At 63.8% G+C, this 17,108-nt stretch carries 13 protein-coding genes; 10 read left to right on the top strand and 3 right to left on the bottom strand.

Annotation, left to right across the window (positions count from 1 at the left end; translation table 11 throughout):
- Positions 1 to 8 precede the first annotated feature (8 nt).
- The 7 genes from mmsB to AC4CS3_RS04790 all read left to right on the top strand — a co-directional run bounded on the left by mmsB (position 9) and on the right by AC4CS3_RS04790 (position 8,474).
- A complete protein-coding gene (mmsB, locus tag AC4CS3_RS04760; RefSeq protein WP_437772839.1) occupies positions 9 to 1,277 on the top strand; it encodes a multiple monosaccharide ABC transporter permease in 1,269 nt (422 codons plus the stop codon).
- 50 nt (positions 1,278 to 1,327) lie between these two features.
- Entirely contained in the window at positions 1,328 to 2,428 is a 1,101-nt protein-coding gene (locus AC4CS3_RS04765) for a substrate-binding domain-containing protein (protein WP_345450042.1), read from the top strand.
- A gap of 199 nt (positions 2,429 to 2,627) precedes the next feature.
- A complete protein-coding gene (locus AC4CS3_RS04770) occupies positions 2,628 to 4,055 on the top strand; it encodes an ABC transporter permease (protein ID WP_490782415.1) in 1,428 nt (475 codons plus the stop codon).
- A gap of 2 nt (positions 4,056 to 4,057) precedes the next feature.
- Positions 4,058 to 4,759 (top strand): ABC transporter ATP-binding protein, encoded by a 702-nt coding sequence (locus AC4CS3_RS04775; protein ID WP_490782416.1) that lies wholly within the window; start codon positions 4,058 to 4,060, stop codon positions 4,757 to 4,759.
- 109 nt (positions 4,760 to 4,868) lie between these two features.
- Complete coding sequence (locus AC4CS3_RS04780; RefSeq protein WP_490782417.1) at positions 4,869 to 5,939, top strand: Gfo/Idh/MocA family protein; 1,071 nt, start codon at positions 4,869 to 4,871, stop codon at positions 5,937 to 5,939.
- Positions 5,940 to 6,039: 100 nt separating this feature from the next.
- The gene (locus AC4CS3_RS04785; RefSeq protein ID WP_490782418.1) at positions 6,040 to 6,990 is read left to right on the top strand and encodes a hypothetical protein; all 951 of its coding nucleotides are present in this window, start codon (positions 6,040 to 6,042) and stop codon (positions 6,988 to 6,990) included.
- A 107-nt stretch (positions 6,991 to 7,097) separates the two neighbouring features.
- Entirely contained in the window at positions 7,098 to 8,474 is a 1,377-nt protein-coding gene (locus tag AC4CS3_RS04790; RefSeq protein ID WP_490782419.1) for a hypothetical protein, read from the top strand.
- Positions 8,475 to 8,608: 134 nt separating this feature from the next.
- On the opposite strand, the gene AC4CS3_RS04795 is transcribed toward AC4CS3_RS04790, so the two are convergent.
- Positions 8,609 to 10,084, bottom strand: coding sequence for a chlorohydrolase family protein (locus AC4CS3_RS04795; protein ID WP_490782420.1), 1,476 nt, complete (start codon positions 10,082 to 10,084; stop codon positions 8,609 to 8,611).
- Positions 10,085 to 10,293: 209 nt separating this feature from the next.
- Between AC4CS3_RS04795 and AC4CS3_RS04800 the strand changes: the two genes are divergently transcribed.
- Together AC4CS3_RS04800 and AC4CS3_RS04805 are read left to right on the top strand one after the other, a co-directional pair.
- Positions 10,294 to 11,703 carry a DUF3100 domain-containing protein gene (locus tag AC4CS3_RS04800; RefSeq protein WP_490782421.1) on the top strand — a complete coding sequence of 470 codons (1,410 nt, stop codon included), beginning with the start codon at positions 10,294 to 10,296 and terminating at the stop codon, positions 11,701 to 11,703.
- A gap of 878 nt (positions 11,704 to 12,581) precedes the next feature.
- Positions 12,582 to 13,079 carry a uracil-DNA glycosylase family protein gene (locus AC4CS3_RS04805; RefSeq protein ID WP_490782451.1) on the top strand — a complete coding sequence of 166 codons (498 nt, stop codon included), beginning with the start codon at positions 12,582 to 12,584 and terminating at the stop codon, positions 13,077 to 13,079.
- Positions 13,080 to 13,084: 5 nt separating this feature from the next.
- Here the strand turns inward: AC4CS3_RS04805 and AC4CS3_RS04810 are convergent, their stop codons facing one another.
- Positions 13,085 to 13,531 carry a DoxX family protein gene (locus tag AC4CS3_RS04810; protein ID WP_437772829.1) on the bottom strand — a complete coding sequence of 149 codons (447 nt, stop codon included), beginning with the start codon at positions 13,529 to 13,531 and terminating at the stop codon, positions 13,085 to 13,087.
- A gap of 115 nt (positions 13,532 to 13,646) precedes the next feature.
- Between AC4CS3_RS04810 and AC4CS3_RS04815 the strand changes: the two genes are divergently transcribed.
- Complete coding sequence (locus AC4CS3_RS04815) at positions 13,647 to 14,747, top strand: FAD-dependent oxidoreductase (protein ID WP_490782452.1); 1,101 nt, start codon at positions 13,647 to 13,649, stop codon at positions 14,745 to 14,747.
- An 80-nt stretch (positions 14,748 to 14,827) separates the two neighbouring features.
- Here AC4CS3_RS04815 and AC4CS3_RS04820 read toward each other — a convergent pair whose 3' ends face one another.
- The gene (locus AC4CS3_RS04820; protein WP_490782422.1) at positions 14,828 to 17,047 is read right to left on the bottom strand and encodes an NADP-dependent isocitrate dehydrogenase; all 2,220 of its coding nucleotides are present in this window, start codon (positions 17,045 to 17,047) and stop codon (positions 14,828 to 14,830) included.
- Between the last annotated feature and the right edge of the window lie 61 nt (positions 17,048 to 17,108).

The raw sequence follows: 17,108 nt of genomic DNA on the forward strand, positions 1-17,108 counted from the left end.
CCAAAACAATGAACGCGCTCAAGAAGCTATTCGGTGGCAACACCCGCCAATTCGGCATGATCTTCGCCCTGGTTGCACTCGTCATCTTCTTCCAGATCTTCACCTCGGGCCGCACCCTCACCCCGGGCAACGTCATCAACCTCTTCAACGGCAACTCCTACATCCTGATCCTGGCCATCGGCATGGTCCTGGTCATCATCGCCGGCCACATCGACCTTTCCGTAGGTTCGGTAGCGGCCTTCGTCGGTATCTCGGTGGCCCTCGCCATCAGGGACTGGCACCTGCCCTGGTACGTGGCAGTCCTGTTCGGGCTCCTGCTCGGCGCCCTGATCGGTGCCTGGCAAGGATTCTGGACGGCATACGTCGGGATTCCGGCATTCATCGTGACCCTTGCGGGCATGCTGTTGTTCCGCGGTTTCAACCAGTTCGTCGGCAAGTCCAACACCGTTCCGGTCCCGGAAGACTTCCAGTACCTGGGCTCCGGGTACCTGCCCGAGATTGGGCCGAAGACGGGGTATAACAACCTGACAATCCTGCTGGGCCTTATCGCCGTCGCATTCGTGATTGTCAGTGCGATTCGTTCCCGCCGCACCGCCCAGGCATTGGGCGCCGAAGTACAAGAAGGCTGGGTGATGGTCACCAAGCTCGTGCTCGTCAATGCAGCCATCCTCTACGCGACCTACCTGTTCGCGACTGGCCGCCCCGGCACCTCGTTCCCCATCCCGGGCCTCATCCTGGCCGTGCTGGTCCTGATCTACGGTTTCATTTCCGCCAAGACGGTCATCGGCCGCCACATCTACGCAGTCGGCGGCAACCGCCACGCGGCTGAGCTCTCCGGAGTTCAGTCCAAGAAGGTCAATTTCATGGTCATGATGAACATGTCCATCCTTGCCGGCCTCGCCGGCATGATCTTCGTGGGCCGCTCCACCGCTTCGGGTCCGTTCGACGGCGTCGGCTGGGAACTGGATGCGATCGCTGCGGTATTCATCGGTGGCGCAGCGGTCACCGGCGGCGTGGGCACCGTGATCGGCTCCATCGTTGGTGGCCTCGTCATGGCTGTCCTCAACAACGGCCTCCAACTGCTCGGCGTCGGCGCGGACCTCACCCAGATCATCAAGGGCCTCGTCCTGCTGGCAGCCGTTGCCTTCGACGTCTACAACAAGACCCAGGGCAAGAAATCGATCATCGGAATGATGATGAAAAACTTCGGCCGGAGCAGCGAAAATGCCCCGGACGAGACGACCTCAACCAAGGAAGTCATCTCCAAGGAAGCCTGACCGGCTTCAAGACGGATTGTTCCATCCACAACAAGAAAGCGAACCAAGATATGCGAATGTTTGGTAAAGCAGGAAAGGCAGCAGCAGTAGCTGCGATCGCGGCACTGGCGCTGACGGCCTGCGGCCGTACGGACAGCGGCACCTCCGGTGGTTCATCCAGCGGCAGCGAGGCATTCCCCAAGGGTTCCTCGATCGGCGTCGCGCTCCCCCAGAAGACCAGTGAGAACTGGGTCCTGGCGGAGAAGCTCTTCAACGACGGGCTCACGAGCGCAGGTTTCAAGCCGGATGTGCAGTTCGCCAACGGTGGCGTTTCGGAGCAGCAGAACCAGATCAGCGCGATGATCACCAAGGGCGACAAGCTCATCATCGTCGGTGCCATTGACGGCGCCCAGCTGGGCACGCAGCTCAAGCAGGCCAAGGACGCCGGCGCTACGGTCATTGCATATGACCGCCTGCTCCTGAACACCTCCAACGTGGACTACTACGTGGCCTACGACAACTTCAAGGTCGGCGTGCTGCAGGGCCAGGCCCTGCTGGACGGACTCAAGGCCAAGAAGCCGAGCGGCCCGTACAACATTGAGCTGTTTGCAGGCTCCCCCGATGACGCCAACGCGAAGGTCTTCTTCGACGGCGCCATGAGCATCCTGCAGCCGAAGATCGATGATGGAACCCTCAAGGTCGTGTCCGGCCAGAAGTCGTTCGAACAGGCCGTCACCCAGGGCTGGAAGGCAGAGAATGCCCAGAAGCGCATGGATACCCTGCTCGCAGGCACCTACACCAGCGCTTCGCTGGACGGCGTACTTTCCCCGAACGACACCCTGGCCCGCGCCATCCTGACCTCGGTCAAGGCGGCCGGCAAGCCGCTTCCGGTCGTGACCGGCCAGGACTCCGAAGTTGAGTCGGTCAAGTCCATCCTTGCCGGTGAGCAGTACTCCACCATCAACAAGGACACCCGCAAGCTCGTTGAGCACGCCATCACCATGGTCCAGGACGTCCAGTCCGGCAAGACCCCGGAAATCAACGACACCAAGTCCTACAACAACGGCGTCAAGACCGTGCCGGCATACCTGCTGCCTCCGGTCATCGTGACCCTCGCCAACGTGAAGACGGCCTACGTGGACGATCCGATCCTCGGACCGATCACCAAGTAGCAGTTCTCATCCAGGCACCAACGACGGCGGCCATCCCCACTCAAGGGGGTGGCCGCCGTCGCTGTCTCCGGTTCCATCCGCCGTCGCGCAACTCTTCACAGGCCCCGCATAGCTTCAGCAGCACAGTCGCACAGCCGTGGTGAGCACTGTTAGGTGAGCAGGCGCGCCGCTGGGGCGGGCCAGGTCCCGAAGGAGAATCGTGAGCGTCCTCGCCCGGAGTGTAGGCAATGCCTTCCGCAACAAGATAAGAACCGCGGCTGTAGTGGCAGTGCTGGCCGTCGCGATCGGGCTGGCGCTGGCCATGCTCGTGGCCAACCAAGCCGTTGGCGGCAAAGTCCAGGAGCTCAACGCCTCCGTGGGGACAGTCCTGACTGTGAACCCCGCCGGAGCGCAGGGCTTCGACGGCGGCGGCGAGCCGCTCACCGCAGCCCAGACCGCGACGGCGGCAGCCGTACCGAACGTCGTTTCCGTGGTGGGCACCAAGGCGCTGCGGCTGGAGACCGCAACGGCGGCCTCCACCTCAACAACCGGTACTACGGCGCAACAGGCCGGACCGGGCGGTGGTCCCGGCGGCGGTACGAGCGTCACCACGAACCTTCAGGCAGCCATCGACGCCGGCACGCTCGGCAACCGCAACAACACCAGCGGCAGCACCGGATCGGGAAACACGGCAGCAGGCAGCACCGGAACCGCGCCGGCGTTCTCGCTGCCCATCACCGCTACAGGTATCGGCGCCGAGGTGGACACCGCCGGCAAGGCCTTGAACATCACCAGCGGCACGGGCCTGGGCGATTACACCGTGGCGAGCACCAAGGCCCTCGTCGGAACCACACTCGCGACAAAGAACAACCTCAAGGCCGGCTCAACGTTCACCATCGCCGGCAAGACCTTCACGGTGGCGGGTATCTTCGACGCCGGCACCACTTTCGGCAACAACGCGGTGTACACGACACTCGCCGAGGCCCAGGCCCTCGCCGCAACCCCCGGCGAGCTCTCCAGCATGGTGGTGACGGTCAACAGCATGGCAAACGTGGATGCCGCCAAGACGGCACTGCAGACCGCCCTGGGCTCGGGTAAAGCCGACGTCACGCAGGGCCAGCGCAACCTCGAAACCGCTGTCAGTTCCCTGGACAGCGTCAAGAACATCTCACTCGTGGCTTTTATCGCAGCCCTCGGCACAGCCGGCCTGATCATCCTGCTCATCATGGTCATGCTGGTCCGCGAGCGCCGCCGTGAGATCGGGGTCCTGAAGGCCATCGGCGCCCGCAACCGGACCATCGGCCTGCAATTCGTGCTCGAAGCCCTCGTCCTCGTGGCGCTTGGCAGCGTCGTTGGCGCTGCCATCGCTTCCTTCGCCAGCGGCGGCATTGCCTCTGCACTGATCAGTTCCAACAGCTCGACGGCGGCCACGAGCCAGCGTGGCCCCGGCGGCGGAGGCTTCGGCGGTCCCGGTGGAAACCCGTTCGGCGGAGCCTCCCAGCTGCTCACCTCGGTCACGGCGAGCGCCTCCCCCGGCGTCATTGCCGCCGGCGTTGCCGCGGTCTTCGGCGTCGCCGTCGTGGGCGCCCTGGTACCAGCGCTGCTCACAGCCCGCATCCGCCCCATCGAAGTCCTCCGAGGAGAATAGCCATGATTGAAGTCAAAGACCTGGTCCGCCAGTTCAAATCCGGCGACCGCACCATCAAGCCCGTCAACGGAGTGAGCTTCGAGCTCGAAAAGGGGACCCTTGCCTCGATCGTGGGAAAGAGCGGCAGCGGCAAGAGCACCCTGCTCTCCCTGCTCGGCGCCTTGGACAAGCCCACCAGCGGGGACGTCGTAGTGGACGGGGTCAGCCTGGCCGGGCTGCCCGCCGGCAAACTCACCGAATACCGGCGCCGGGACATCGGCTTCGTTTTCCAGCAGTTCAACCTCATCCCCAACCTCTCGGCAGTGGACAACGTGATGCTGCCTATGGAGTTCGCCGGAATGCGGAAGGCTGCCCGGTTGGAACGGGCGCGGTCTCTCCTGGAGCAGGTGCAGCTGGATCCGGAGAAACAGTCCCGCCGCGTCAACAAGCTCTCGGGCGGCGAGCAGCAGCGGGTTGCCATTGCCCGGGCGCTGGCCAACGAGCCCAAGCTCATCCTGGCCGACGAGCCCACCGGCAACCTGGATGAGCAGACCGGTGAGCACATCATCGAACTGCTCAGTTCCTTGAGCCGGAACCACAACACCACCATTCTGGTGGTAACGCATGACCGGAGCCTGGCGCAGAAAACCGAACGGCGCTTCAGGCTCCAGCAGGGCAAACTGAGCGAGGAAACGGTGCGTCCGCGGGTAGCTGCCGGGGCCTGACCACGTTTTCCAAACAACGGAAAGAGGGCCGGGAACCGCATGGTTCCTGGCCCTCGCGTCTTGAGCCTGTGCTGTAAACCGCAGGTGGTGCAGTGAGAGGATAGGCCGCATGAGTCTGCATATCGCCAAGCCGTGGTTGTTCAGCCAGCCGAACCAGGATCCCCGCGCCGCCACCGGCAAGGCCCTGAACTGGGGCATTATCGCCACGGGAGGGATCGCAAGAACCGTGAGCGGCGACCTCGCCCAGCTCGAGGACGCAAACCTCTACGCAGTGAGTTCGCGGCGCCAGGAATCCGCGGATGCCTTTGCTGCTGCGCATGGGGTCATGAAGTCCTACGGAGACGACGGCGGTGTGCCCGGCTACCAGCGGCTACTCGCCGATGACGCCGTCGACGTCGTCTACGTGGCCACCCCGCATGCCCAGCATTTCGAGATCGTCAAGGACGCCCTCAACGCGGGCAAGCACGTTCTGTGCGAGAAGTCCTTGACCATCAACGGCCGTGAAGCGGCAGAGCTAGTCGCTCTGGCCCGGGAACGGAAATTGTTCCTCATGGAAGCCGTATGGAGTCGGTTCCTGCCCAGCCTGCAGAGGGCGTTCGCCATTGCCGCGTCGGGCGAACTGGGCGACATCAAGTGGGTCAGCGCCGACCTTGGTTTCCCTGCCCCCTTCGATCCTTCCGCCCGCATCTGGGCCCCGGCGGCCGGCGGCGGGGCACTTTTGGACCTCACGGTATACGCTCTGTTGTGGCCTTTGGGCACCCTCGGTTTCCCGCAGTCAGTCAGCGCGGTGGGCACTTTGACGGACGACGGCGTCGACTCCCAGAATGCGCTCACGCTGGCTTACGACGGCGGTGCCATCGCCCAGCTGACCTCTTCGTTGCTGGCCCATGGTCCTCGCTCGGCATCCGTTGCGGGCTCCAAGGGCTTCCTGCAGACGCAGGGGTCCATCAACAATCCGCGCGAGCTTCTGATTCGAACCGGCTGGGATGAACCACGGACCGAACGCTTCGACGCGGTAGGGATCGGCTACACCTACGAGCTGCGTGAGGTTACCCGCTGTGTCCAGCAAGGACTGACCGAAAGTCCTGTGATGCCCTTGGACGATTCATTGAACACGATGCGCCTCTTCGACGGGGTGCGATCCCAGCTCGGAGTCCGGTACGCCAACGACGCCCGCTGAACTGAATGACGAATCCGTCCTCCAACGTCTGGACTAGTTAACTAGTGAGGCCTAGGATAGGAGCGATCGTCGATCCAAGCTGACGCTGGGGGGTGTCGAGATGGAAGCAGAGCAAGGTAAGCCGCGCGTTCTTCATATTCTCCGCTCCGTCATGCTCGCTGGCGCCGGAGCTGTCGTTTGGATGGCCCTCTCTTCCACGGCAGCAAGCGCTGATTCCGGAAGCACGAACAACCACACCCTTCTGGGCGGCGCGGGCTCCGCGGTGTCAAACGTCGTGCATAACGCTGCAAAGGGACTTCCCGGAACCCCCGGCAATGCCGTTGCGGCAGTTGTCGCATCCGTGCCGGCCCCGGCCGTAGCATCCGCTCCAGTCCCCGAGGTCCAGCTACCAGCGGTCCAGGTGCCGCCCGCGGTAGTCAACGAACTTCCCCAGCTGACCGGGAGCGTCGACCAACTTCTGGCCAACACGCCCGTGGTCAGCGCAGTCCTCCCTGAGGGGACCGTTGGTGCCGTGACTGCAAGCGTTGTCTCGCCGGCAGCGAGCGCGGTTGACGGGGTTGGGTCAGGCGTCGGTTCCTTGATCGGCGGCCTTCCGGTCACCGTCCAAGAGATAGCTGTCCCTTCCATCCACGTCCCCGATGTCACCGGAATAGTTGAAGCCCTTGCAGCGGGACCCGCTGTAATTGAGCCCGCTGCCGGAGTCCCTTCAACGGTGGCTCAGGATGTCGCGGCTCCGCTGCTCAGCCTCGCTGGCTACAGTGGCCCGCCGGGCCTGAATGGGACTCCTTCGAAGGCGGCAGTCCGCGCTACTAGCGGTTCCAACGATCCTTCCGCGTCCCGGTCCGACGGCACATTCCCGCCCGGTACACCAGGCGGCAGCGACACCGTCAGTGGATCTGCAGTCCTTTCCAGCAATCCATCGGGGGCTGCCGCTGCGTGGCTCCAAGGCACGAACCTTTCTTACCCGTTGACTGGGACCCTCGTGTCCACAGCTGCTGCTGGCAGAGTTCCGGCTCCGGTGTCGTTTGACCCGGGTTCTTCACCTGACTAGTTCCGAGCCCCGCCGCTTTCCCGGAAGTTCATTCCGGGCCGCGGCAAACGGCCGATACGGGCGCTCCTATGCGCCTTTTGGAACTACTCGTTCAGGAGAACAACATAATGCACAGCATGATTCGCAAGGGGCTGCTTGGCACCCTCTTTGCCGGTGGGTTGATAGCCCTCGGCGCAACTGCCGCGAACGCGGCAGACACCACTACAAGTGCGCTAGGCAATGCCTCAGGCACTCAAGTCGTTGCACCGGTGTCCATTCCGGTGAACCTCGGGTCGACGTCGCTCTCAATACTTGGAAATTCGGGCGCCGCGACCACCACCCCTGCACTCGCCCCGGTTCCGGCCCCGGCGATCAATTCCGGCGGAGCAGCCGTCCCGTCCGGAACCCAGGTGGTGGCTCCGATATCGGTCCCTGTTAATATCGGAGCCACCTCACTGGCAGTTCTGAGCAATTCCGCCCCTGGAACGGCCTCTGGCACCCAGGCGACGGCTCCCGTCAACGCGCCTGTCACCGTTGGTGACACCTCGGTCAATGTCCTCGGCACGACGCCGACAGGCGGCACCACCGGAGGCACCGGCGTCACCGCGCCTGTAACCGCTCCTGTCACCGTGGGCGACACCTCGGTCAACGTCCTCAGCACGACGCCGACCGGCACCACCGGAGGCACCGGCGTCGCGGCGCCGTTAAGCGCTCCTGTCACCGTGGGTGACACCTCGGTCAACCTGCTCGGCACCACGCCTGCAGGCACCACCGGAGGCACCGGCGTCACGGCACCTGTAACCGCTCTGGCAACGGTGGGTGACACCTCGGTCAACGTCCTCAGCACGACGCCGACAGGAACCACCGGGGGCACCGGCGTCACCGCGCCGGTAACCGCTCCTGTCACCGTGGGTGACACCTCGGTCAACCTGCTTGGCACCACACCGACAGGCACCGGCATCCTCTCGGGTGCGGGACTCACCGCGCCCCTGAACCTGCTCGGCACTACGCCGACGGGAACCACCGGAGGCACCGGCGTCACGGTGCCTGTAACCGCTCCGGTCACCGTCGGTGACGCCTCGGTCAACCTGCCCGGCACCACACCGACAGGTACCGGCATCCTCTCGGGGACTGGACTCATCTCAGCCTTGGGGCTCCCGCTGACGATCGACACCGCGTCGGTAGGTTTGGGTCTGCCTTCTGGCGCCACGAACCCGTCGACAGTCACCCCGCCCCTCGTCAACCAGCCGATCGGTTCCCAGGGCTTCGTCGATCCGGCTGCAGCCGTTCCTTCGGTTGGGACGCCGTCGGCAATCGCATCCGGAACTGCAGCACAAGCCAATGCGGCCTCAGTTACCGCAGCGGTTGCTGTTGGGGCTGGAACGGCCGTTCTCGCAAGCACTGGCTTCAATGGCCTGTGGTTGCTGTTCGCGGCAGCTCTGCTGCTGCTTGGACTCATCGTGATGGTAGGTAGCCGGACGATCCGGGCAACAATTCCCGCATAATCACTGGCTCGGGCTGCTCCACCGCACTGGATATAGCCCGTTACCGGCTCCTCCGCAGGGCAAACAGCCCCGCGGAGGAGTTCATGCGTGGATTCACCGGGAATTCCGACCCTACGGTGCGTTACGCCGTCGGTTCACTGGATCTGGACCGCCGCCGGGGAGTACACCGGGGCAAACAGCTCGGACGCATCGCGCCGCCGGTAGTCGCGTTCACCGTAGGCTTCCACCATCTGTCCAAAAAGCTGCTGGCCCTCACCGCGCAGTTCATCCAGTTCGACGCCTGGGAGGGAGCCGCCAACAACTACGGGGCGGCCTGCAACGTACGTGTCGGTGACATTGCGTGCCGAACCGTTGAGGATTAGCGTGCGCAATGGATCTTCCACGACCCCATCACGGAAGTCCCCCAGAGAGGCGACCATGATGTCAGCTTGGGCGCCCGGACACAGGCGTCCCAGGTCTTCGCGGCCCAATGCCTTGGCACCACCCAAAGTGGCAGCGTCGAAGAACGCCGACACCGTGCCGGCGTCGCGCCGACCCTCCGCGATGCGCGCCAGGTGCGTGCCGATATCGATGCCCTTGATCAGGTCCGGCGGGAACGAGTCGGTTCCCAGACACATGTTGACCCCGGCAGCCGCGAAGGCGTCAAAGGACTTGAGCATGCCTGAGTAGTGGAAGGACGTCAGGGGGCAGTGGATGATGCTGACGTCATGCCGGGCCAGCACATCCAACGGGCCGCCTTCTGCGCTGGAGGACGGGTCGGTGCCGTCGATGACAACCCCATGCGGGATGAGGAGCCGTGTGTCCAGCAGGCCGGAATCCGAAAGCTGCTCCAGGACGGTGCGCCCGGTGAGGTTGACGAGGAACCCGTCTTCATTCGCCCCCTGGAGGCAATGGAGGCGGACCAATGCGTTGCGTTCGGTGGCCAGCTCGGCAGTCCGGCGCATCAGTTCGTCCGAAAGTGTCTCGATTCGGCACGGCAGCAGGACACCGGTAAGCAACGGATGCCCTAGCTCGTCGGCGTAGTCGAGGAACCGTGCGGCGTCGGCGAATCCTTTATGTCCCTCCTCCTCGTCGAAGAGGATCACGCGTTGGCCGTCGTTGTCGGTGACGTTGATCCCCGAGCGGTACGCGGGACCCAGGAAACCGCGCAGGCCGAGCTCGATGCTGGACTGCGCCATTCCCTTGATCTCTTCGAAGGTTTCAGCCCATGAGCTGTGGATCTCCGAAGCAATCGGCATGTAAGTGGTCACGCCGTGCAAGGCCAGCTGCGCCAGTGCGAACTTTCGCACGCTCTGGCGCTGCGCCGCGGTGAAGACATCGCGCCGGCGGTTGTGGAAGTAGTCCTCAGACCATTGCAAGCCCGGGGCGGTCTCGTCTGTGGGCCAGGAGTCGAAGATCATGTGATCAATGTCCGTCAAGGCGTCGAGATCAATGAGGCCAGGTGCGATGAGGCTCTGTCCAAAGTCCCGGCGTTCGTCAGCGGGACCCGTGTAGTCGGTACCCACGTAGATGATCTCGTCATCCCGGATCACGACGTGCCCATCCGTGTGCATCCCGTGCCCGGTCCCGTCATAGCCAAGGACGTACCGGGCAGAAAGCTGAGTGATCATAAACCCTCCAAGTTTGGTATCCCAGGTCAGATAGCCGCAGATCAAGTCCGAAACTGGCGGAACGCATGAACGCTCTAGGTTCCGGGTTTATGAGCGGCATTTGTGACATGTCTTGCATTGCGATGTGATCCACCTTACCATCTTTGGTATACCAAATGGTGTGGACGGCTCCGTCCTTCGCCACTGCAGCACACGAAGGGCGCACAACAATGAAGAACCAATCCACAACCACTCCGGAGGTGGATACGCCCGTAGTCAATGTCGATCACGGACCGGCCCGCCTCTTCACCCCGACCGCACGGCAATGGGGATCGATGATCCTGCTGTCCACTGCCGTCTGTGCCGTGGCCATCCTGGCCGGAACGCACAAGATTCCCCTGGGAAACGCCGCTATCGTGCTCATGCCCGTCTTGTGGGCGGTGCTGATGGGCGCCATCATCGGCGTCCAGAAGGTGCGCCCCATGTCCGGCCAAAGCCGTGCCGTGGCCTCGGTATTGCTCAACGTCAGCATCGTCATGTTCCTGGGGGCCCTCGGCACCCAGGTGGGACCGTCTTTCGCCAAGCTGACTTCGCTCGGCCCGGCCATCCTGCTCCAGGAAGTAGGCCACATCTTCGGCACGGTCATCATCGCCCTGCCGGTCGGCGTCGCGCTGGGCATGGGCCGCACGGCGATCGGTGCCACGTGGGCAATCGACCGCGAATCCTACTTGGCCTACGCATTGCAGCGTTTCGGCGTGAAATCCCCCGTCTACCGCGGCGTGTTCTCCGTTTGGCTTCTGGGCAGCGTCTTCGGTGCAGTCTTCATCTCCCTGCTGGCCGGACTGCTCGGCGGGATGGGCATCTTCGACCCGCTTGCACTGGCGCTGGGCCTGGGCCTCGGCTCGGGATCCATGATGCTTGGCGGCGTGGCGGCCCTGTCCATCCTTTATCCGGGGCAGGCACCGGAGATCATGGCGCTGGCGGCCCTGTCGAACCTGGTGACGAACCTTGTGGGCTTCTACGCCGGGGCCTTCCTTTCGTTGCCGATGTCCTTGCGGCTCTACAAGTTCTGGGCGCGCCTCTTCCGCCGCGATGACGAGGGCACGCGTCTTGACCGCCACGGGAATGCGGTTGCCGCGAAGCTGCGCAGGCCACAGGCCCGAAACAGGATGGACGTTTCGGCTGTGCTCCAGGACCCCGATGTGCGCACGAAGCCTTCGACATGGATCATCGCTTTCGTTGCAAGCATCGCCGCGGGCGTGGTCCTCAACGCCTTGGGCACCAAGTCGATAAGCGTCAATGACGTCATTGGCGTGGTGATCCTTGGCCTCCTTACCGCTCTGGCGTTCGTACTCGCAAAATACGTCCCCGCGGTGCCGTCGAGCGTATGGGTCCTTGCACTCGCCACTTTGGCGACGGCTCCGATCCTGCCGTTCAGTGGCATGATTGTCTCCTTCACCCACAACCTTGACCCGCTCTACGTGGGCCTTGGCTCGATCGCCTTGCTCGGCATGAACGTCGGGCGCGACATCAACGCGCTGAAGACCCTGAACTGGCGCACGGTGATTGTGGCGACAATCACGTTCTCAGCAAGTTTCATAGCAGCTGCGGCACTTGCACAATTCGTCATCCATGTCTGAGCTGTGGCACTGAACAACTGACGCCGAACAAGGGCGGTGGAATGGACTCTTTCGTTCATTCCACCGCCCTCTCGTGTCTCTGCTCCCGCCCTCGGCGGCCCATCCGGGTGATGTTCGACGCATCGCGGTTCCTTCACGCCCCGGGGCTGCGCGACATACCGCGTCAGGTGAACGGCGGAAGGACACCAGACCACCTGTGGCTTGCTAAGATCTAAAGGCTCAACCCGGCCCCCGGGAGAGCCCCCCATCAACTGGTCCGGAACGGACGTGCCCCCACGCGCCCGATACCGGCCCCTGCCCGACCCCAGGAGACCCCTGCTCTCATGACCGCATTGGCCGAACCGGACTTTTTCGAGGTACACGACGAGGATTACCGCAGCGAACTGGACTCGCGGTACGAGGAAGGTTTCGGGCGCGGCCCCGAGCTCGACGACGACTACGGCAGCGGCTACGACGAACTCGACAAGCTCTTCGATGGTTTGTTCGACGACGAGGATGACCTGGACGCACCGGCCAAGGCCGAAAAGAAGGTTCCGGCCCGGAAAGACGCTCCGAAGGCCGCCGCCGTTAAGACGGCCGCGCCGAAGAAGGCTTCCTCAATTTCGATGCCCAAGGCCAGCCCGGTCGTTACCCGCAAGGTGGAACCTGTTGCCGCTCCCGCCGTCGAAGAGACGCCGACGGTAACCGTCGTCGAGCCGGCCGTCGTCGAGCCCGCCGCCGTCGAACCGGCGAGCCCCGCAGCGGCTCCCACCGGAGAAGCCGTGACTCCCGCGATTCCGGACAGCCCCTTCTTCGCCCCGCACATCGCCCCGGTAAACGAGCATGTGGAGTTCCTCCGCAAGCTCCGCCCGGGCTTTGAGGTCCCCTACGTGGATCCGATGCACTCCGTGGAGGACTGCCGGATTGTCACGCTGTTTTCCAACACCAGCGAGGCCTCCTCGCGGGGCGTTGTCTGGGCCGGCGACGACGCCGCCGCCACCCGGCTACTGGGCCTGCAGTTCCAACTCGGCCTGCGCCCGGAATGGATGATGCCGTGGAACACCCACCCGTGGTTCACTCCCGGCGAGGCGAACGGAAAGCTGACTCCGGAGCAGGTCGCCGCCGGCCTGAAGCCGCTCCTCGCTTTCCTCAAACTCGTTCCACGCGCCTCGGCGATCGTCGCCCACGGAACGGAAGCCAATCGCTTGGCGCAAATGCTCCTCAAGACTGACAACCAGCTGATCTGGCGCCGCGGCTTGAAGGTCTACAAGGCCCGTTCGCTGCACGGGCGCGCCTTCGCCGGTTCCAAGGAACGCCAGACCGAATGGCTGATCGAAATGGGCCGCTCCTATGCGGACGCCATGGCCCGCGCGGGTCTCCAGTCCGGACGACGCTAGGGCGCCTAGCGCCGTGACTTCCGGGCTGGCTTCCCTGCAAACAGTTTCCGGTCCAGCGAAAGCGCCCCGGAACCGATGAAGGCAAACGCCAACGCCAACGCGATATACAGAATGAGCAGCTCCGCGTTGATTCCGGGACTATTGCTCAACAATGGCTTGCCTGATTCGGTGACAAACCAGATCCCTGCGTACATGAGGGCCGCCAGGAAGCCAGCCACCCTGGTCAGGGCGCCGAGCACCAAAAGCGCGCCCAAACCGGTTTCGCCCCAGATGACGAGCCAGGACATCAGCTCCGCTTTTTGAACACCCATGGCGGCGATGGTTGCCTCGAACGCAGGCTGCCCCGCGAGCAGCTTCTGGACCCCATGAAGCAGCAAAAGGCCGCCGAACACGATCCTCAGAAACGCGATGCCCCGCGAGGACGAGATCTGCGAGGGAAGGAGGAATTTCACCCGGTCCAATCTTCCATGCCGAGGGCACAGCTCAAAACAGCCGCTCCGTCCACGGCAGAATGGAACTGCAATGGACCTCGATGGGAGGCAGCAGGACAGGATGGGTGAATCCGGGATGGATGTTGACGTCGTCGTAGTCGGCGGAGGCGCAATGGGATCAGCTGCGGCGCGGCAGCTCGCACTCAAGGGGCGATCGGTGGTCCTCCTTGAGCAGTTTGAGGAGGGGCACCATGTGGGCGCTTCGCACGGAGCCACGCGCAACTTCAATACGGCATATGCGGAGGACGACTATCTCGCCCTGGTCAGCGAAGCGAGGGACCTCTGGGACGGGCTCGCAGAGGAGACCGAAACGCAATTGTTGGATCTTGTGGGTCTGGCCAACCACGGAAATGTTGCCCGGCTCCGGGAAGTCCGTACCGCGCACGCAGAGCGGGGCATCGCAAGCCATTTCATCTCCGCCAAGGAGGCGTCACAGCGTTGGCCAGGCATGGTGTTCCGAAGCGATGTCCTCTTCGTGCCGGAATCGGGCCGGGTCCGGGCGGCCGAGGCCCTCAGGGCGCTGCGCACATCGGCCGAGGCACACGGTGCGCGCTTCACGTATTCCACTCCTGTTCGCGACATCCGCGTGCTCGGCGACGATCGCGCCGTCGTCGTGACTGATTCGCTGGAGATCACCGCGCGCCGGGTTGTCATCACGGCGGGCGCCTGGACCAGCAAGCTTGTCGGGGCGCAGGTGCCGCTCCCCCGTTTGGTGGTCACCCAGGAGCAACCTGCCCATTTCGCGCCCATCGATGATTCCCAGGCCTGGCCGAGTTTCAACCACGCGCCGGACCCCGGAGATCCCCGTGACGACTATTGGTACAGCCCTGTCTATGGGATGCTCACGCCGGGCGAGGGGGTCAAGGCGGGGTGGCACGGCGTAGGGCCGGTCACCGATCCTGATGCCCGCACGTTCCAGCCCGAGCCGGTCCAGCTGGAGGCCCTCAGCCGCTACGCTCGTGAATGGCTGCCAGGGGTCGACGCCGAATCGGCGGTTCCCATCAGCTGCACCTACACGAGCACGGCCAACGAAGACTTCGTGCTCGACCGTTTTGGACCGCTGGTGGTCGGGGCCGGGTTCTCCGGGCACGGATTCAAGTTCACCCCTGCTATCGGCCGAGTACTTGCCGATCTTGTCGACGGGCTCGACGCGCCGCACCGCTTCCGCCGCGCTTAAATGCAACTGACTCGCAGTTGTTGTCGTTATGAACCCTCAAAACGACAACAACTGCGGGTCAGTTGGGTGGTGCGGGGCGCTTAGTTCAGCGTGGCGACAACCTCGTTGAGCTTCGCGGAAGGACGCATCACGGCCTCTGCCTTTGCGGCGTCGGGGCGGTAGTAGCCGCCGATGTCGGCAGGCGAACCCTGGACTGCCAGCAGCTCGGCGATGATGGTGTCCTCATTGGACGTCAGGGCCCTGGCGACGGCGGAGAACGCCGCGGCGAGCTCGGCGTCGTCGGTCTGCTGGGCAAGTTCCTGCGCCCAGTACTTGGCGAGGTAGTAGTGGCTGCCCCGGTTGTCGAGTTCGCCCACCTTGCGCTTCGGGGACTTGTTGTCCAGCAGGAACGTGCCCGTTGCGCGGTCCAGCGTGTCGGCGAGGACCTGGGCCCGCGCATTGCCGGTGGTGGTGGCAAGGTGCTCGAAGCTAACGGCCAGCGCGAGGAATTCGCCCAGGCTGTCCCAGCGCAAGTGGTTTTCCTGCAGGAGCTGCTGGACGTGCTTCGGAGCCGATCCGCCGGCACCGGTCTCGAAGAGGCCGCCGCCATTGATCAGCGGGACCACGGAGAGCATCTTGGCGCTGGTGCCAAGTTCGAGGATCGGGAACAGGTCGGTGAGGTAGTCGCGCAACACGTTTCCGGTCACCGAGATGGTGTCTTCGCCCTTGCGGATCCGCTCCAGCGTGAACGCGGTGGCCTTCTCCGGGGACATGATTTCGATCTGCAGGCCCTCGGTGTCGTAGTCCTTCAGGTATTCCTTGACCTTGGCGATCAGCTGAGCGTCGTGGGCGCGGGTTTCGTCGAGCCAGAATACAGCTGGCATCTTGGAGGCGCGGGCACGGGTGACAGCCAGCTTGACCCAGTCGCGGATTGGCAGGTCCTTGGTCTGGCAGGCGCGCCAGATGTCGCCCGGGGAGACCTGGTGTTCGATCAGCACGGTCCCGGAGGAATCCACAAGCTGCATGGTTCCGGCGTACTCAACCTCGAAGGTCTTGTTGTGGCTGCCGTATTCCTCGGCCGCTTGTGCCATCAGGCCGACGTTCGGAACCGTACCCATGGTGGTGGGATCGAAGGCGCCGTGCGCACGGCAGTCATCGATGACCACTTGGTAGACATCCGCGTAGCAGCTGTCCGGGATGACCGCGAGGGTATCGGCTTCCTTGCCGTCCGGTCCCCACATGTGGCCGGAGCTGCGGATCATAGCCGGCATCGAAGCGTCAACAATGATGTCGCTGGGAACATGCAGGTTGGTGATGCCCTTGTCGGAATCGACCATGGCCAGTGCCGGGCCGTCTGCCAGGCCCTTCTTGATGGCCGCCTTGATTCCTTCGCGGACGTCCTCCGGGAGTTCATCGAGGCCGTTGAGGATGGAAGCGAGGCCGTTGTTGGCGCTCAGGCCGGCAGCAGCGATCTGCTTGCCGTAGGTGTCGAAAAGCTCAGAGAAATACGCCTTGACGACGTGGCCGAAGATGATCGGATCCGAGACCTTCATCATGGTGGCCTTCAGGTGTGCCGAGAACAGCACGCCTTCTTCCTTGGCGCGGACCACCTGGGCAGCCAGGAACTCGTCCAAGGCCGCGGCGCGCAGCACAGTGCCGTCCACTACTTCGCCGGCGAGGACGGGGAAGGCCGGCTTGAGGACCTTGACGGTGCCGTCTTCGCGGACAATCTGGATCTTGACGGTGTCATCGGCAGGGATGACCACGGACTTCTCGTTGGAACGGAAGTCGTTCTCCGTCATGTGCGCAACGTTGGTCTTGGAGTCCGCGCTCCAGGCACCCATGGAGTGCGGATTCTGGCGGGCGTAGTTCTTCACCGACAGGGGCGCGCGACGGTCGGAGTTGCCCTCACGCAGGACCGGGTTCACGGCCGAGCCCTTGATCTTGTCGTAACGCGAGCGGATGTCCGTCTCTTCGTCGGAGGAGGGGTTGTCCGGGTAGTCCGGAAGTGCGTAGCCCTGCCCCTGCAGTTCGGCAACGGCTGCCTTCAGCTGCGGGACGGACGCGCTGATGTTGGGGAGCTTGATGATGTTTGCTTCGGGCTTCTTTGCCAGTTCACCCAGTTCGGCCAGTGCGTCACTGATCCGCTGCTCTTCAGTCAGGTAGTCACCGAAGACGGCGATGATTCGGCCGGCCAGCGAAATGTCGCGGGTCTCGACCTCAACGCCGGCCGTCGAGGCGAAAGCTTCCACAATCGGCAGGAATGAGTACGTCGCCAGCATCGGCGCTTCGTCAGTGTGGGTATAGATAATCTTTGCCATTGGCGGGGCATCTCCCTGAAAGTCTGCAGATTTCAACATCTCTAACTTACCTGAGGGGGCC

This window comes from Arthrobacter sp. SE2 (assembly GCF_058244265.1).